The 16,526-nt window shown below is 63.2% G+C and carries 14 protein-coding genes; 9 read left to right on the plus strand and 5 right to left on the minus strand.

Annotated features, from left to right (window positions below; translation table 11 throughout):
- Positions 1-12: 12 nt before the first annotated feature.
- Positions 13-1,602, minus strand: coding sequence for an ATP-binding protein (locus CUR85_RS10385; RefSeq protein WP_280322629.1), 1,590 nt, complete (start codon positions 1,600-1,602; stop codon positions 13-15).
- 248 nt (positions 1,603-1,850) lie between these two features.
- Here CUR85_RS10385 and CUR85_RS10390 point away from each other — a divergent pair, with 248 nt between their 5' ends.
- On the plus strand, positions 1,851-2,705 hold the full coding sequence (locus tag CUR85_RS10390; RefSeq protein WP_067265616.1) for a fumarylacetoacetate hydrolase family protein: 855 nt from the start codon (positions 1,851-1,853) through the stop codon (positions 2,703-2,705).
- A 31-nt stretch (positions 2,706-2,736) separates the two neighbouring features.
- On the opposite strand, the gene CUR85_RS10395 is transcribed toward CUR85_RS10390, so the two are convergent.
- Complete coding sequence (locus CUR85_RS10395) at positions 2,737-4,809, minus strand: sensor histidine kinase (protein WP_136720398.1); 2,073 nt, start codon at positions 4,807-4,809, stop codon at positions 2,737-2,739.
- A gap of 162 nt (positions 4,810-4,971) precedes the next feature.
- Complete coding sequence (locus CUR85_RS10400) at positions 4,972-5,835, minus strand: alpha/beta fold hydrolase (RefSeq protein WP_067265513.1); 864 nt, start codon at positions 5,833-5,835, stop codon at positions 4,972-4,974.
- A gap of 232 nt (positions 5,836-6,067) precedes the next feature.
- Here CUR85_RS10400 and CUR85_RS10405 point away from each other — a divergent pair, with 232 nt between their 5' ends.
- Positions 6,068-6,673 carry a helix-turn-helix domain-containing protein gene (locus CUR85_RS10405; RefSeq protein ID WP_067265514.1) on the plus strand — a complete coding sequence of 202 codons (606 nt, stop codon included), beginning with the start codon at positions 6,068-6,070 and terminating at the stop codon, positions 6,671-6,673.
- A 13-nt stretch (positions 6,674-6,686) separates the two neighbouring features.
- Here the strand turns inward: CUR85_RS10405 and CUR85_RS10410 are convergent, their stop codons facing one another.
- Positions 6,687-6,911 carry a hypothetical protein gene (locus tag CUR85_RS10410; RefSeq protein WP_136720397.1) on the minus strand — a complete coding sequence of 75 codons (225 nt, stop codon included), beginning with the start codon at positions 6,909-6,911 and terminating at the stop codon, positions 6,687-6,689.
- Between the two features lie 286 nt (positions 6,912-7,197).
- Here CUR85_RS10410 and CUR85_RS10415 point away from each other — a divergent pair, with 286 nt between their 5' ends.
- On the plus strand, positions 7,198-9,723 hold the full coding sequence (locus tag CUR85_RS10415) for a PAS domain-containing sensor histidine kinase (RefSeq protein ID WP_067265516.1): 2,526 nt from the start codon (positions 7,198-7,200) through the stop codon (positions 9,721-9,723).
- A gap of 1 nt (position 9,724) precedes the next feature.
- On the plus strand, positions 9,725-10,363 hold the full coding sequence (locus tag CUR85_RS10420) for a response regulator transcription factor (protein ID WP_067265519.1): 639 nt from the start codon (positions 9,725-9,727) through the stop codon (positions 10,361-10,363).
- Positions 10,364-10,467: 104 nt separating this feature from the next.
- Here the strand turns inward: CUR85_RS10420 and CUR85_RS10425 are convergent, their stop codons facing one another.
- Positions 10,468-11,589 (minus strand): Do family serine endopeptidase, encoded by a 1,122-nt coding sequence (locus CUR85_RS10425; RefSeq protein WP_067265521.1) that lies wholly within the window; start codon positions 11,587-11,589, stop codon positions 10,468-10,470.
- A gap of 162 nt (positions 11,590-11,751) precedes the next feature.
- On the opposite strand from CUR85_RS10425, the gene CUR85_RS10430 reads away from it, so the two are divergent.
- The 5 genes from CUR85_RS10430 (at position 11,752) to CUR85_RS10450 (ending at position 16,457) form a co-directional block, all read left to right on the plus strand.
- A complete protein-coding gene (locus tag CUR85_RS10430; RefSeq protein WP_067265524.1) occupies positions 11,752-12,423 on the plus strand; it encodes a response regulator in 672 nt (223 codons plus the stop codon).
- The gene (locus tag CUR85_RS10435) at positions 12,420-13,769 is read left to right on the plus strand and encodes a sensor histidine kinase (RefSeq protein ID WP_067265527.1); all 1,350 of its coding nucleotides are present in this window, start codon (positions 12,420-12,422) and stop codon (positions 13,767-13,769) included. Before CUR85_RS10430 ends, CUR85_RS10435 begins: the two co-directional genes overlap by 4 nt.
- A 90-nt stretch (positions 13,770-13,859) precedes the next feature.
- Positions 13,860-15,338 (plus strand): cytochrome ubiquinol oxidase subunit I, encoded by a 1,479-nt coding sequence (locus CUR85_RS10440; RefSeq protein WP_067265529.1) that lies wholly within the window; start codon positions 13,860-13,862, stop codon positions 15,336-15,338.
- Between the two features lies 1 nt (position 15,339).
- The gene (gene cydB / locus CUR85_RS10445; RefSeq protein ID WP_067265532.1) at positions 15,340-16,347 is read left to right on the plus strand and encodes a cytochrome d ubiquinol oxidase subunit II; all 1,008 of its coding nucleotides are present in this window, start codon (positions 15,340-15,342) and stop codon (positions 16,345-16,347) included.
- Positions 16,347-16,457, plus strand: coding sequence for a DUF2474 family protein (locus CUR85_RS10450; RefSeq protein ID WP_136720396.1), 111 nt, complete (start codon positions 16,347-16,349; stop codon positions 16,455-16,457). Before cydB ends, CUR85_RS10450 begins: the two co-directional genes overlap by 1 nt.
- Positions 16,458-16,526 lie beyond the last annotated feature (69 nt).

The raw sequence follows: 16,526 nt of genomic DNA on the forward strand, positions 1-16,526 counted from the left end.
CGCGATGCGCCGTCAGGAGGCGGCCATCGCATCCGGCCGCCCTTCGAGCGGCGGGAAGTCTACGAAGAAGGTCGTGCCTTCGCCCTCGGCGGTTTCAAAGCGGATTTCCCCAAGGTGTTGGTCGACAATGGCTTTGACGATGCTCATCCCCAGCCCATGCCCCTCTTTGACCCGGTAGCTGGAGCCGCGGGAAAACCGTTCGAAAAGAACCGGTTGCAGTTCCAAAGGCAGGCCGCTGCCGTGGTCTTTGACCCAGAAACCGGTGCCATCTTCCGAAAGACCAAGCTGAACCGTGCCGCCTTCGTCCGAGGCTTTGATCGCGTTCGACAGCAGGTTCGACAACAGCCGCGTGAGCCGCCCTTCGTGCAGCCGCAACAGCGGTGCGGGGGCCTCGGACGGGGTCATTTCCAAGCCAACGCCGCGCTCTTTCGCGTAGGAGACCAAGGTCTCCGAGGCTTGGGCCAAGAGCGGTGCCAAGGGGCGTTCGGAAAACCCCGATTGATCCGGTCTGCGCAGGGTTTCGACATCCAGAATATCCCCCACCATCTGATCGATCGCCCGCGCGTTGCGCATCGCAAGCTGCAACAGTTTGCGCTTTTGCGGCGGCAGATCGTCCGGGTTCAACTCAAGCAGGCGCAGCGCCCCGGTCAGCGCGGTCAGCGGGGTTTTCATCTCGTGGCTGACGGTGGCGATAAGCTGGTCCTTGGCGCGCTCAAACTCGCGCTGCTCACTGACATCGCGCACCACGCCGAGATAGCCCAGATGCTCACCGCGGTCGGTCTCGACCTTGGCGGTGGCGACTTGCCCCTCGAAAGTAGAGCCATCGGCGCGGCGGCAGGCGACGGTAAAGCCGCTTTCCTTGCTGGCCGTGCCTGCATTCGAAAGCTCTTCGCCCATACGTTCGTAGCTGCCGAGGGTCTCGTAAAGAACCGCCGTCTGTCGCCCCAGAAGCGCGTCGGGGCTGTAGCCGAACAGTGTTTCGACCGCCGGGTTCACCATGGCCACGCGGCGGTTGGGATCGGCCATGATGATTGCCTCGGGCACGGCATCGACCATCGCCTTGAGCAGCCCGCGCTGTTCGCGCAGCGCGCGGCGCTCGGATTGCCGCGAGAGCTTGCTGCTCAGCCAGCGGGCGAGGAACTGGACGAATTGGGTCTGCGCCTTGCTGAACGGGGCGGGGCGCGGGGCGGTGCCGGAAAAGTTCAACGTCCCAAAGAGCGCATCGCCGATTTTCAGCGGTGCCCCAATGTAGCTTTCCAGCCCAAAGTTCTCATAGCAGGGATGGGCCGAAATCTCTTGCTGGCCCGCGTGGTGAAAAGACGTCACATCATCGTTGCCAAGCGTATGCAGGCAATAGGTGCCATTGATGTCGAAGGTGCTGCCGGGGGCGGGTGCCCAATCGGGCCCATGAACATAGACGCATTCATAGACCGGGTGATCCACGCGGGAGACGATGCCAAGTTCGAGGTCGAGCGCCTCTGTGCCCAGTTGCAAAAGCTTGGCGATCTTGTCTTCGACAGAGAGGTCAGGTTCGACAGCAAGCATATAGAGTTGCCGCAGCGGATCGTCGAAATCCGCCAAAGCGTTGTAAAAGTCGTTCATATTTGCCTCTGTCGTGGTCTTTGCATCTGTCTTGGCGCGTGGGCAGATGTACACCCAAGGTATCCCCGCGGGCACCGCTGCCAATGCCGCAACGACTAAATTGGGGCAAGAACAAGACTTTTTACCCCGGTAAGCAGACGGATGCCGATTGGCAGGGGGCGAGTGCGCCACTTTGCAAAGCGGTGGTCATCGTAAATCCAGCAGCTATGGTACGGCCAACGAGGGTTGCGAAGAGGGGAGATTTGACCATGCGATTGATGCGATACGGGGCGCGGGACGGCGCGAAAACGCCGGTGGTGCTGGATGCGGGAGGGCAGCCGCGAGACGTCAGCGCCCTTGTGCCAGACTTCACGCCCGAGACGATCCCGACGCTGCGCGATGTGTTTAAGGGCGTCGATCTGGAAGGGCTGCCGCTGGCCCAGACCCAAGGCCAGCGCATCGCCGCACCGGTCAGCCAGCCGCGCAACATCTGGGGCGTCGGGTTGAACTATTCCGACCATGCGGCGGAGTCGGGCATGGAGGTGCCGCGCGAGCCGATCCTGTTTAACAAGGCCAGCCGAACCTATTGCGGGCCGAACGATCCGCTTCTCTATTCCAAGGAGATGAGCAAGCTTGATTGGGAGGTCGAGTTGGGTGTGGTGATCGGGCGCACCACCTTGAACGTCAGCCGCGATCGGGCGCTGGATCATGTGCTGGGCTATTGCGTCGTCAACGACGTGTCCGAGCGCGCGTGGCAGGCCGAGCGGGGCGGGCAATGGGTCAAGGGCAAGAGCTTTCCCAACTTTTGCCCGACAGGGCCGGTGCTCGTGACGGGGGATGAGCTGGGCGATCCGGGCAAGCTGTCGCTTTGGACTGAGATCAATGGCGAGCGGCTGCAAGACGGCTCTACCGAAAAGATGATTTTCAATGTGGCGACGATTATCTCCTACATGTCGGAATTCATCCAGTTGGAGCCGGGCGACCTGATCTGCACGGGCACCCCGCCGGGCGTGGGCATGGGGCTGAAACCGCAGCGCTATCTCAGCCCCGGCGACCGGGTTCGGCTGGGCGTGCAAGGGCTGGGCGAGCAGGAGCAAGTGGTGGAGCACCTTCCCGCGCGGTGAGCCGCGATATCGAAGAGCCGAGGCGCGGCGTTCAAGCCACCTCGGCCTCCCGCGCTTCGGCGGCGGCGAGGGCAATGGCAGGGCGCAGGGGCAGGGTCAGCAAAAAGCTGCTGCCCTTGCCCATGATGCTGGTCGCAACAAGGCTGCCGCCATGGGCGGTGGCGATGTCGCGCGAAATCGCAAGGCCCAGCCCGGTGCCGCCAAAGCGCCGGGTGGCGGTGGAATCGACCTGATGGAAGGGTTCGAAAACGCGCTCAAGCTCATCTTCGGGGATGCCGATGCCGGAATCCGTCACGCGGAATTCCACCACCTCTCCCCGGATGCGGCAGGTCAGCGAAATGGTCCCTTCGTCGGAGAATTTCGTCGCATTGCTCAGCAGGTTGATCAACACCTGCTGAATGCGTTTGCCATCCGCCAGCATCACGCCGCTGGCCGATTTCACCTTTAACTTCAGCCCTTTGTCCTCGACCATCGGGCGCAGCTGATCTGCGGTCGGGGTGACGATATCGTCAATCTGCACCGGCTCCATCGCAATGGACAGGCTGCCCGCGTCGATCTTGGCAAAGTCAAGCACCTCGTTGATCAGGGTCAGCAGGTGATTGCCCGACCGCTCGACCGTTTGCATGATGTCACCCAGTTTGGACATGGTCGCCGACAGCTTGGGGGAGAGCGTTTCGCGGGTCTGGGGATCAGCCTCGATGGCGGCGCATAGATCACGCGCTGCCGGGGTCCGGTCGAAATGCCGCGCAAGACGGACATGGCCCAGAATGACGGTCAGCGGCGTGCGTAGCTCATGGCTCAGCACGCCCATGAAGTCTGTCTTGGCCTTGTTCGCGTCCTCGGCGGTCAAAAGCGCCTTTTTCAGATCGGTCACGTCGATCCGCAGACCCACGACGCTGCCGTCCTTCATCCGCCGGTCCGACGTGCGGATGATGCGACCATCGGGCATGCGCTGCTCGGTCTCGAAGGCGCCGTTCTCCCGCTTTTCCAGCCAGATGCGGATCCATTCCTCTTCCTTGCCGATGGCATCGGGGACCATGCCGCGGCGAATGCTGTCCCGCACGATTTTTTCATAGGTCGAGCCGGGCTTCACCACGTCGCTATAGCCATGAATCTCGCGGTATTTTTCGTTGCAAAGCACCAAGGTGCCCTTGGCGTCATACATGACAAAACCGTGGTCCAAAGCTTCGACGCCGGTGCGCAGGCGTTCTTCGGCAAGTTTGCGGTTGTCGGTCAGCCGCATGATATACCACGCGAAAATCGTAACGCCGAGCGCGCCTTGCAGACGCAAGAGCCAGTTCAGCCAGAAGTCCGGGCGGTGCTCTGGCCAGCCGCCTTTGACCGTGGCGGCCAGTTGCCAAGTGCCGAAGGCAAAGTTGAAGTCGAGCTTGATCGGGTCGACCAAGGTCAGTTCGGGGTCGCCGATGATGGTCTGTTCGACCTCTCCCTCTGGCGTCAACTCGCGGATGGCCAGATCGTATTTCTCGGTCAGTTCGGGGATTTGCAACCGGGTGACGAGGGCGTCGTAATCGACCACCATCGAGAGGATGCCCCAAGGCGTGTCCGGTGCGGCATTGGTGCCGGTTGAATCAAAGATCGGATGTCGCAGGATCAGCCCGCGCCCGCCCTGCACCAGATCGACCGGGCCGGTCACCAGACCCTCGCCGCTTTGCAAAGCCTGTTCGACTTTCGGCAATTGCGCGGCGTTCTGGCGGTAGTCCAGCCCCAGCACGCCGCGATTGGCCTCATAGGGGTGGACGATGGTGACAACGAGGTCGGGGGCCACGGCGAGGTTGATGACATCCGGGTTCTCGGCCATGAACTCTGCCGCGCGGGCGCTGAATTCGGATTGGGTGATCGTCGGGTTCTCGCTGATGACGGTGGCCAATTCGCGCAGTTTCAGGATCTGCTCGAAGATATCCGCGCGGATCCGTTCGCGGACTTCGATCAGCTCCAAGGTGGTGTCGAGTTCCAGATCCTGCATGTAGGTCTGGTAGGACAGAGTCTCGATCCGGTGGCCAAAGCCAAGGACAACGGCGCAGAGCGCGACCAGCACGACAATCCGTTTCGCACGCTGAGACAGCGCATTTCTGATCTTTTCCATGCCGGCTTTGCCCAAAATGGTCCCTATCCTCCACGCTCCGGCCTTCTGAGGGCCGGATACGCCCCGGGGGCATTAGACCGCACAGTTCTTTGTTGACGCAAGGAAAATACCCGGACGCATGCAAATGCCGGGGCGGTAGCGTCAATTTTGCATAAATCGCGCCTATGAGGGCGCGGATTGTCCCAATAGTTCAACCAGAACGCGACGCAGCAGGGCGATATCTTGGGGGTTGGACATGCTGGGGGCATGGCCGCAGCCGGGGAATTCGGTCATGTCGGGCCGGGGGCCGCTTTGCGTCATGCGCTGTGCGGCCTTGGGTTGCAACAGGTCCGACTGCGCGCCGCGCAGCAGATGGGTGGGCGTGCGGGTCCGTGACCAACGGTCCCATGTCGACAACTCATGCGCCGAGGCGGTGAATTGCACAGTGATGCGCGGATCATAATGCAGGGTCAGCCGCCCATCTCCACGGCGCCGCAGTGACGACCGCGCCATGCGCTGCCAATAGGCATCTGCCGCCGGGCCGAAGGGGGCATAGGTCTGCCGCAGCCAGGCTTCTCCTTCGGCGAAACTGTCGAAGGCGGGCAGGCTGCCCACATAGGAAAGGATCCGCTGCACCGCGGCCTCGGGCAGTTCGGGGCTGATGTCGTTCACCACCAGGGCGCTGACGCGCTGCGCCTCGGGGCTAGAGGCGACATGCATCCCGATCATGCCGCCCAGAGAGGTGCCGAACCACGCGGCGCGGTCGATCTGGAAGTGATCCAAAAGCCCCGTCGCGATCTGCGCGTAATGTTCGACCGAATATTCCACCTCAGGGTCTCGCGCCCAGCTCGACCTTCCGCGCCCGATCATATCGGGACAGAGCACATGGAAATCCCGCGACAGGGCGGCGGCGGCCTCATCGAAATCGCGCCCGGTGCGGGCCAGACCGTGCAGCATTAGCAATGCGGGCTTCTGGCGATCACCCCATTCGGCGACATGCACCTCATGGCCCATTACGGGGACAAAGTGGAACTGGGGGGCGGTCATTGGCGCGTGCCTTTCCGGGTCAGCATGGGCATAGCGCGGGTGATGCCACCCGCGCCCTTGCCCCTGCTAGCCGGACCCGCGCGACCGCGCCCCGCGCGATCATGGCGCGTCCGCCATGCGCTTGCGTGTTAGCATCGCGTCCTCCCTGCACGGGCCAGCGCCGTGTTGCGCCGCCTCCTCCCGTCGACTAGCTTGCGGTTTCAGCATCGGAAATAGAGTTAGACGGAGCAAGATGGTGGAAATACGTACCGACGATTGCTTTGCGCAGGGGCGCTTTGAAGAGCTTGCCTTTGTTCATGCGCCCGTCGGGCTTGTGGTGACCGAGAACCGCTGCATCCGTGATTGCAACAACGCCTTCGCGGCGATGTTCGGCTATGCGCGCGGCGATCTGCGCGACCAGCTTTTCGCCATTCTCTACCCCTCGGATGAAGAGTTCGTAAACATCCGCGACCGCGGCGTGGACCAGCTGCGCAAGACCAATACCTATTGGGACGAGCGCATCATGGCACGGCGCGACGGCAGCCTGTTCTGGTGCCGGGTGCGCGGCCATTCCTTCACCCCCGAGCGCCCGCTCGACCGTGCGGTCTGGAGCTTTGCGGACCTTTCTGCCGAACGGCCCTACCTGCCGCTGACCCGGCGCGAGCGCGAGATCCTGAGCCATCTGGCAGAGGGGCTGACCAGCAAGCAAATCGCGCTCAACCTCGATATTTCGCACCGGACGGTAGAGGTCTATCGCGCCAAATTGCTCAAGAAATTCGGGGTCAGCAATACGTCGGGACTGTTTCATTCGTTGGGCGGGATCGACAGTGACCATGTGGTGTCCAACAGTACGAAGTGAGCGGTCTCGGCGCTTAGCCCGCGTCATTTCGTTCATCACCCTGTTCGGCGCTCGGTGGGGGCGGGGCCGCGGCAGGCTGCTCTTCACCGTCGGATTTGCCTGCTTTCTCAGCGGCTTCGGCCATCGCGTCGGCCTGAGCGTAGAGGCTGCGAATCTCCATCAGATCGGCCTGCGTGGGCGTCTTGCTTTCTGCCTTTTCGTCAGAGGGCTTCGAGGGTGGGGTTTCACTATCTGTCACTGCAAAATCCGCGTTTTGACCATAAATCACACGGCCAATTCCGTGGGGTGAGCACAAGCTACCGGCCTGAAATTGCGCCGCCAATTGGGCAAAGCCCCAGCCGGGTCAGGGTTATCCCTTATAGCTGGGAACAAGCTGCTGAAATTGGGGAAGATATTTTCACGAATTTATGGCGCGCCGTCGTATACCCGTTCTACGAGGCGGTTTAATCGGCCCTTGTCAGGGTTTCCCCCAATAGACAGGGGGGCGGAAAAAGCCGACCTTTTGAGGGAAAGTAGAGGTGCGCATGAGCTTGGTCGCGGCGTTTACATTGATTGCGCTGTGCGGGATCGTCTTGTCCGGCGTGATGATCGCCAAGCAGATCGGTGATGCGATCAACCGCTTCGCCGTGGGGGGCGCGGTTGCGGTCTTGGCGCTTTATATCGTCGTGGTCTTGGCATCGGCCCCGCGCGGCGGCGCCTATGGCGACCCGATCGAACTGGTCTTTGCGGTGGCGGCGCTTGCGGTGCTGGTGGCGCAGGTCTGGCGCGTGATGCGCAACCGGCGCAAGCTGCAAAACACCGCCAATACCGATGAGACACGGCGCAGATTGCCCGACTTCCTCGACCATTTGCCGGTGCAAGCGGCCTTTCTCACGCCTGATATGACCTATGCTTTTGTCAATGACGCCTATTGCGCGTCCTTCGGCAGGCCAGCGGATGAGATCGTGGGCAAACACCTGTCGCAGATCGTACCACCGGACCTGCTGGAGGAGATTTCGGACAACCTGGAAAAGGCCTTGGCCGGGCGGCAGGTCACATGGCATTTCGATTTTTCGCGCCCCGTGCTGGACCGCACCCAAGGGGCGGCGGTCTATCAGCCGCTGTCCGACCGGGGGCAGGTGGTGGGCGTTTTGGTCATGATCATGGACCGCTCCGCCGTGCAGGACGCGGTGCATGAGGCAGAGGTCAGCGCGGCGAAACATGCGCTTGCGGCAGAGGTGGCGGGGATCGGCTATCTGGAGTGGGATCAGCAGGGCGCGCTGGTCGATGCCTCGCCCGAGGTGGAAGCGCTTTTGGGCCGCGACGCGCAAAACCTGCGCGAGATGTGGCAGCAGGGGCAGAGTTTCGTGGAGCCGCGCAGCCGCGCCACGATCCGTAACAACTTGCATATGGTTCATATGGCAGGCAGCCGCCCGCGCGATGTGGTGGAGAACGTCAAGTTTCTTGCCGCCAGCGGACGCCAGATCGAAGCGCGGGCCTGCATTCGCCGTTTGGACCGGGGCCGTCATGTGCATCTGCTGGCCGCGATCCAAGATGTGACGGATCAGCAAAACGTGCTGACCGAACTGGTGGAAAGCGAAACCCGCTTTCGCGACTTCACCGAAAGCGCGACCGATTGGGTCTGGGAAATGGACGCCGAAGGGCGTTTCACCTTTCTGTCGGGCGGGGGCCGTCAGACCGACAGCGAAACCCCGATTTTCGATCTGGGCAAAACCCTTTCCGACGCCAATGTGGCAAAGGACCAAGGCGATTACGACCTGCTAAAACAGCGCTTCGCCGCGCGAGAAGCCTTTCGCGATCTGCGGTTGATCCTGCCCTCGGGCGAGGGGCGGGCGCGGCAGATCGACATGTCGGGCAAACCTTTCTTCGATGCCCAAGCAGAACTGGCAGGCTATCGCGGCACCTGTTTCGACATGACCGAAATCGCCACCGCCGAGACCGAGCGCAAGAGCGCGCTGGAGGCTCTGGCGCTGGCTTTCGAGAATATCTCGACCATGGTGGCGCTCTTCGACAGCAGCGACCGTCTGGTCTATTGCAACGAGGAATATCGCGCGACCTATGCCGGGATGGAGGGCGATATCATCGGCAAACACTTTGATGAATTGCTCGCCCATTTTACCCAGACCGGCAAAATGGCAACGACCACCGAAGGCAAGACCCGCTGGAGCGCGCAGCGGCGCGACCGGCGCAACGCCCCGGCCAAGTTCTTTCGCGCGCGGACATCGACGGGCCGTTGGCTGGAGGTGACGGATTACCCCGTGGCCGCGGGCGGGCTTTTGACCATCGCCTCCGACATCACCGAAAAGGTCGAGCGCGAAGAGCGGCTGCACCGGCATGAAACGGCGCTGCAACTGCTCAACCGGCGCGAAACTCTGGGCCAGATGACCGCCGCCATCGCCCATGAGTTGAACCAGCCTTTAGCCGCTATTCACAATTTTGCCGCAGGCTGCGTGCTGCGTGCCAAGAACGACCAGCTTGAGAGAGAGGATATGATCGCCGTGCTCAACAATATGCAAAGCCAATCTGAACGGGCCAGCGCCATCCTGCGCTCCATGTCGAACTATCTGCATAACGACGATGCCGACCGCGATGCGGTCCGCTTTGACGATATCCTCCGCTCGGTGCAGCTGCTGATCCAGCCAGAGAGCTCGGCCACCGGGGTCGCCGTGACCATCGACGATCAATGTGGCGAAGTCGCCCTGCATTGCGCGCGGATCGAGATCGAGCAGCTGTTGATCAACCTGATCAAGAACGGCATCGACGCCTGTCGGGAGGCGGAGCGTGCGGATGCCGAAGTGTCGGTCACCGCGCGCTGCGAAGCCGGTGAAATCGTGATCGACGTGGCCGACGCGGGGCGCGGCTTTGCCCCGGACATGCCCGCGCAGACCGCGTTCAGCGCCTTCCGCTCGACCAAGGACAAGGGGCTTGGCGTGGGGCTGGCGATTTGCGAAACGATCGTTCTGTCCCATGGCGGAACGATCGCCGTGACGAAATCCGATGCCGAGGGCGCCTGCCTGACCGTGCGTCTGCCGTTGGAGGTGCAAAAGTAGAATGTCGCAAGAAGGGATCGTTTACGTCGTCGATGATGACGCCGCGGTGCGGGAGTCTCTGGTGTGGTTGCTGGGCTCCGTCGGGCTGCGCGCCATTCCCTTTGCATCGGCGGCAGCGTTCCTTGACAGCTATGAGGACAGCGGTTGCTGCTGCCTTGTAAGCGATGTGCGGATGCCGGGGATGAGCGGACTGGAGTTGCAAAAGGCGCTGAACGCGCGGGGGATCAAACTGCCGCTGATCCTGATGACGGCCTTCGGCGATGTCTCTACCGCCGTGACGGCGATGAAGGCGGGGGCGGTGGATTTCATCGAAAAACCCTTCAACAACCAAAACATGCTCGACCTGATCAACGCCGCCCTTCAGTCCGATGCGGCCCGGCGCAAGAGCAAGGCGGCAGAGGTCGAAAACGCGCAGCTTCTGGCCCGGCTCACCCCGCAGGAGCATCGGGTGTTCGAACGTGTGGCGGCAGGGCTGTCGAACCGTGAAATCGGCAGCGAGATGGACATCTCTATCAAGACGGTCGAGGTGCATCGCGCGCGGGTGATGCGCAAGCTTGAGGCGAATTCCGTGGCGGAACTGGTGCGGTTCCATATGCACAATGCGCCATCAGGCGAAGGTGATGGCGGCGAGGGGACATAAAAAGCCCCGGCAGTGCAGGACCACCGGGGCAGGCTGCCCAGCCCTCGGCGAGGGCGAAGGGTTGGGGCTTCCCGGCGGCATGAGGGGCGCCGGGAAGGCGTGGATCACGCCGGCTTGGGTTCCAGCGCGCCCACGGTCACGTCGAGGGTCTGTTCGGACCCTTTGCGCAGCACGACGACCTCTGCCGCGCTCTCGGGCGTGGTGGTGGCCACCGCACGGGTCAGGTCGCGCAGATCGTCCACCTCTGTGTCGCCGAAGGACAGGATGATGTCGCCCTTCTTAAGGCCCGCTTTGGCGGCGGGGCTGTCTTCGGTGATCGCTTCGATCACCGCGCCGCGCGGCTCGTCATAGCCCAGCACATTGGCGACCTCGGGGGTCATGGGCCGGATTTGCACGCCCAGCCAGCCCCGCTCGACCGAACCGTCATCGGCCAGATCGGCGACGATGGTCTGCACCAGATCCGAGGGCACCGAGAAGCCGATTCCAACAGAGCCGCCACCGGGGCTCAGGATCGCGGTGTTCACGCCCACGACCTCGCCGTCGTTGTTGAACAGCGGCCCGCCGGAGTTGCCGCGGTTGATCGCCGCGTCGGTTTGGATAAAGTCATCGAAGGGGCCTGCCTGAATATCGCGCGACAAGGCCGAGACGATGCCCGAGGTGACGGTGCCGCCAAGGCCGAAGGGGTTGCCCACGGCCACGACCTCATCCCCCACGCGCAGGGTTTTCGATGTGCCGAAGTCGACCTTGGGCAGGTCCACATCCGCAGAGACTTTCAGCAGCGCGATGTCGGTCATCGCATCGCTGCCCACCACTTCCGCGTCGAACTTACGGCCATCGGCGAGTTTCACGGTCACTGTCTCGGCGCCGGCGACGACGTGGTGGTTGGTCACGATCTGGCCGTCCTCGGAGATGATGAAGCCCGAGCCCAGACCCTGACGCGGGGCGGGGGCGGCGCCATCCTGACCGGGCAGCATGTGCTCGAACCGGCGGCGCAGTTCCTCGGGCATGCCGGGGGGCAGCTGTTGCTGGGCCACGGCCTGTTGCTGCTTGCCCGTCACCTCGATGAAGACGACGGCCGGGGAGACGGCCTCGACAAGGTCGGCATAGCCGCCCGGCGGGACCGCAAGCGCGGCCGAGGGGGCCAGTGCCAGCATCGGCGTGGCGGCCATCGCGGCGCTCAGCGCAAGGGCGGCGGCGCGGGGGGCTTTGGAAAGGGTCTTGGTCATTGCATGCTCCTTGCTGTGCATTCGGTCGTTCCGGGAGCCTATCTGGACCTGCGGTTTTACAGTGCCTTGCCGCGCCCTATACAAATTTGTGAGATTGCCGACTGCGGGCTGCACGGGCCGCGAATTTGGCATAATTCATCGGCAATCCTACATGAGGACACGATGAAACTGCTTGTTGTCGAAGACGATACCACCACCAGCACCTATATCGCGCGCGGTCTGCGCGAGGAGGGGCATGCGGTGGATGTGGTGGCCGATGGCCGCGACGGGTTGGTGCAGGCCACCACCGGGCAATATGACGTGCTGATCCTTGACCGGATGCTGCCCGAACTGGACGGGCTGACGCTGCTGAAAACCCTGCGCGGGGCGGGCAATACCACGCCCGTGCTGCTGCTTACGGCCATGGGCGCGGTGGAGGACCGGATCGACGGGCTCAATGCCGGGGCGGATGACTATCTGGTCAAACCCTTCGCCTTCGGAGAGCTCTCGGCGCGGGTCAACGCGCTGGCCCGCCGTCCGCAGGCGCTAGAGCAGGAGACCACCCTGCGCGCGGGCGACCTGACCATGGACCTCATCAGCCGCCGGGTGACGCGGGCAGGGCAAGAGATCGACCTGCTGCCGCGCGAGTTTGCCCTCTTGGAGCATCTCTTGCGCCGCAAGGGCAGGGTGCAGACCCGCACCATGCTCTTGGAGGCGGTCTGGGACATTTCCTTCGACCCGATGACCAATGTGGTGGAGACCCATATCAGCCGGTTGCGGGCCAAGGTCGACCGGCCCTTTGACAGCGAACTCATTCAGACCGTGCGCGGCGCTGGCTATAGGATCGACGCGTGAGGGCGCGGCTGGCGGGGCTCTGGCGGTCGATGCCGCTGCGTCTGGCGCTTTTGCTGGTGCTTTTGTTCACCATCGTCAGCCTGCTCAGCCTCGCGGCCAGCTATGCCGTGACCCAGCGGTCCTTCGAGCAAGCGATCCGCGCCGATCTGGCGCAGGACATGGCAGGCTTTCGCGCCGCCCCCGGCGCCGCTGCCCTCGCGCGGCTGGTCGAGGCGGAATCGCGTGAGACCGACCCGAACCGGCTGATCCTCAGCTACATTGGTCCCAACGGGCGCATTTACGGCAACGGGGCCATCGCGCGGGATAACGAGGGCTATCACATCGTCTCGATCGGCGCGGCGCGGGCGGAGTATCGGGGTGTTTACCTGACCCTGACCGACACGCTCTATGGCGGGCTTTTGACCATCGCGCGCAGCCGGGCCGAGATCACGGCCCTGCGCGAGGTTTTCGTCAATATCCTGCTGGTGAGCCTGCTGCCCACGGTGCTGATCGCGCTGTCGGGCGGGCTGATCCTTGCCCGCCGCTCCAAACGCCATGTGGAGGTGATCCGCGCCACGCTAGACCGGCTGACAACGGGGGATCTGGCCGCAAGGGTCGCGCCGGGGCCGCGCTGGTCGGATGACCTGCTGCGCATCGGTGAGGCGGTGAACCAGATGGCTCGGGCGCAGGAAACGTCCGTCGCGGCGCTGCGGCAGGTGTCACTTGATATCGCGCATGATCTGAAGACCCCGATTCAGCGTGTCTCTGTCCATCTTGATGATCTGGACCGGGCCGAGGCTGCGGGCGCGGACCCCGCCGAACCGCTGGCCCGTGCCCGGGCCGAGTTGGAGGGCATCGCCGCGATCTTTCAATCGCTTTTGCAATTGGCGCAGGTGGAGCAGGGCGAGGCCCGCGCGCATTTCGCCTCCGTCGACCTTACCGCGCTATGCCGCACCATGGTCGAACTTTACGAGCCTGCAGCAGGGGAGCAGGGCAAACACCTGCTTTGCGATCTGCCCGAAACGCCTGTTCATGTCACCGGTGACCGCGCGCTTTTGGGGCAATTGCTGGCCAATCTGATTGAGAACGCCCTGCGCCATTCCGGGGATGCCGAGGCGGTAGAGGTCGCGCTGAAGCAGGCGGCGGGGCAGGTCACGCTCACGGTGGCGGACGGCGGTCCCGGCATTCCGGCTGAGAACCGCGACAAAGTGTTGCAGCGGCTTTACCGGCTGGATCGCAGCCGGGGCACGCCGGGTCATGGGCTGGGTCTGGCGCTGGTCGATGGGGTGGCGAAACTCCATGGGGCAAGGCTGGAGCTTGCCGACAACGCGCCGGGGCTGCGCGTCGTGGTGACGTTCGACAGCTAGAGCGCGGGCCAAGCACTGCGGCAATTTAGCCTGTGCCGCTCCCGCCGCCCGGTCCTATATAGGTCAGGAAACAATACGCGGGGGCTTCATATGCTCGACGGTTACACCGCCGAAATCCTAGCGCGGGTGCAGTTTGCATTCACGGTTTCGTTCCACATCATCTTCCCGGCTTTCTCGATCGGGTTGGCGAGCTTTCTGGCCGTGCTCAACGCGCTCTGGCTGTGGAAACGCGAAGAGACCTATCTGAAGCTCTTCAACTACTGGAAGAAAATCTTCGCGGTGGCCTTTGGCATGGGGGTCGTCTCGGGCATCGTCATGTCCTACCAGATCGGCACCAACTGGTCGGTCTTCTCTGACAAGGCGGGGCCGGTGGTCGGGCCGCTGATGGCCTATGAGGTGCTCTCGGCCTTTTTCCTTGAGGCGGGCTTTCTGGGCATCATGCTTTTTGGCCGCAAACGGGTGGGTGACGGGCTGCATATGTTCGCCACAGCGCTGGTCGCGCTTGGCACGCTGGCCTCGGCCACATGGATCCTGTCGGTGAACTCTTGGATGCAGACACCTGCGGGCTTTGCCATCAATGACGTAGGCCAATTCGTGCCCGAGGATTGGTGGGCGATCGTTTTCAACCCCTCCTTCCCCTACCGTTTGGTGCATATGGTGTTGGCGGCCTATCTCACCACGGCGCTGGTCGTCGGCGGCGTCGGGGGGCTGCACCTGCTGCGCGACCGTGCGGATGCGGCAGCGCGGCGGATGTTCTCCATGGCGATGTGGATGCTCTTGCTAGTCACACCGCTCCAAATCCTTGCAGGCGATATGCACGGGCTGAACACGCTGGAGCATCAGCCCGCCAAGGTCATGGCGATGGAGGGGCATTACGACAGCCACCCCGAAGGCGCGCCGCTGATCCTCTTTGGCATCCCGAACCCCGAGGAAAAGCGCATCGACCACGCGGTGGAGATCCCCAAACTGTCGTCGCTGATCCTCAAGCATGATCTGAACGCGCCGCTCGACGGGCTGGACACGATCCCGGACGCGGATGAGCCGCCGGTGGCCATCGTTTTCTGGTCCTTCCGCATCATGATCGCGCTTGGCTTTGCGATGCTGGGGCTGGGGCTTTGGGCGGCCTTCGCGCGGCTGCGCGGGTGGCTTTACGATGCGCCGATGTTGCACCGTCTGGCGCTGCTGATGGGCCCCACCGGCTTTGTGGCGGTGCTGGCGGGCTGGATCACGACCGAGGTCGGGCGGCAGCCCTTCACCGTCTACGGGCTGTTGCGGACCTCGGAAAGCCTTGCCCCGATTGAGGCACCCGCGGTCGCGACCTCCCTGATCGCTTTCATTGTGGTCTATTTCTTCGTCTTCGGCGCGGGCACTTGGTACATTCTGGCGATGATGCGCAAACCGGTCGTCGGCCATGTGTTGGAGGATGAGCGCGACGATGTTCAGGGCGAGCAGCCGCAAGACGGCAATGCGCAGAACGACCCGGCGCGCGGCGAGGGGCCGATCCTTGCTGTCGGCGAAGAGGCGGCGGTCAGAGACAAGACCGCGCATAACAAGGGCGAGGAGAGCTGAGATGTTGGGACTTGAACTTTCGTTCATCTGGGCCGGGATCATCGCCGCAGCGGTCTTGATCTACGTCATCCTCGATGGCTTCGATCTGGGCGTTGGGCTGCTCTTTCCGATGACCAAGGATGAGGGCGAGCGCAATGTGATGATGAACTCCGTCGCCCCCATCTGGGACGGCAATGAGACATGGCTGGTGCTGGGCGGCGGCGGGCTTTTCGCCGTCTTCCCGCTGGCCTATGCGGTGGTGATGCCTGCGCTTTACATGCCGATCATCTTGATGCTGCTGGGGCTGATCTTTCGCGGCGTGGCGTTTGAGTACCGCTGGCGCACGAAACGCTGGAAACCGCTTTGGGACATGGCATTCTTTGGCGGCTCGCTGGTGGCCTCCTTCTGTCAGGGCATCGCCTTGGGCGCGCTGGTGCAGGGGATTGAGATCGAAGGCCGCGCTTATGCGGGCGGCTGGTGGGACTGGCTCACGCCCTTCTCGATCCTGACCGGTGTGGCGGTGACCACGGGCTATGCGCTCTTGGGCGCCACATGGCTCAACATGAAGCTTGAGGGCCGCATCCAAGCGCATATGCGTCGCCTTGCATGGCCGCTGGCGGTGGCGACACTGGTCTTCATGGGGCTGGTCAGCCTTTGGACGCCCTTCACCGATGCGGTCTATTTCGAACGCTGGTTCGCATGGCCCACCGCGCTCTTCAGCGGCATCGTGCCGCTCTTGGTGGCGCTGGCGGCTTTCGGCATGCTGCGCGGGTTGCAACGCCGCGGCGACAAACAACCCTTCTTTTGCGCGCTGGCGCTCTTCGTGCTGGGCTTCATCGGCATCGGGATCAGTTTCTACCCGCATATGGTGCCGCCCAGCCTGACCATTGCAGAGGCTGCCGCCCCGGATGAGAGCCTGATGTTCGCGCTGGTCGGCACCTTGGTGCTGCTGCCGCTGATCCTGAGCTACACCGCCTATGCCTATTGGGTGTTCCGCGGCAAGATCGACCCCGAGGAGGGCTATCACTGATGCGCCATTGGCTGAAACGCGCGGGCTGGTTCGTAGCGCTTTGGCTGGCCAGCGTCGCCCTGCTGGCGGTGGTGGCCTATGGCATCCGGCTGGTGATCATGCCCGGCTGACGCAGCGGCGCGGGCCACGGGCCTTGCCAAGCGCGCTGGCTTCTGGCCTCTTCGGGCCAAAGCAGCACG

Origin of the sequence: Sulfitobacter faviae, assembly GCF_029870955.1 — a bacterium.
Lineage (GTDB): Bacteria > Pseudomonadota > Alphaproteobacteria > Rhodobacterales > Rhodobacteraceae > Sulfitobacter > Sulfitobacter faviae.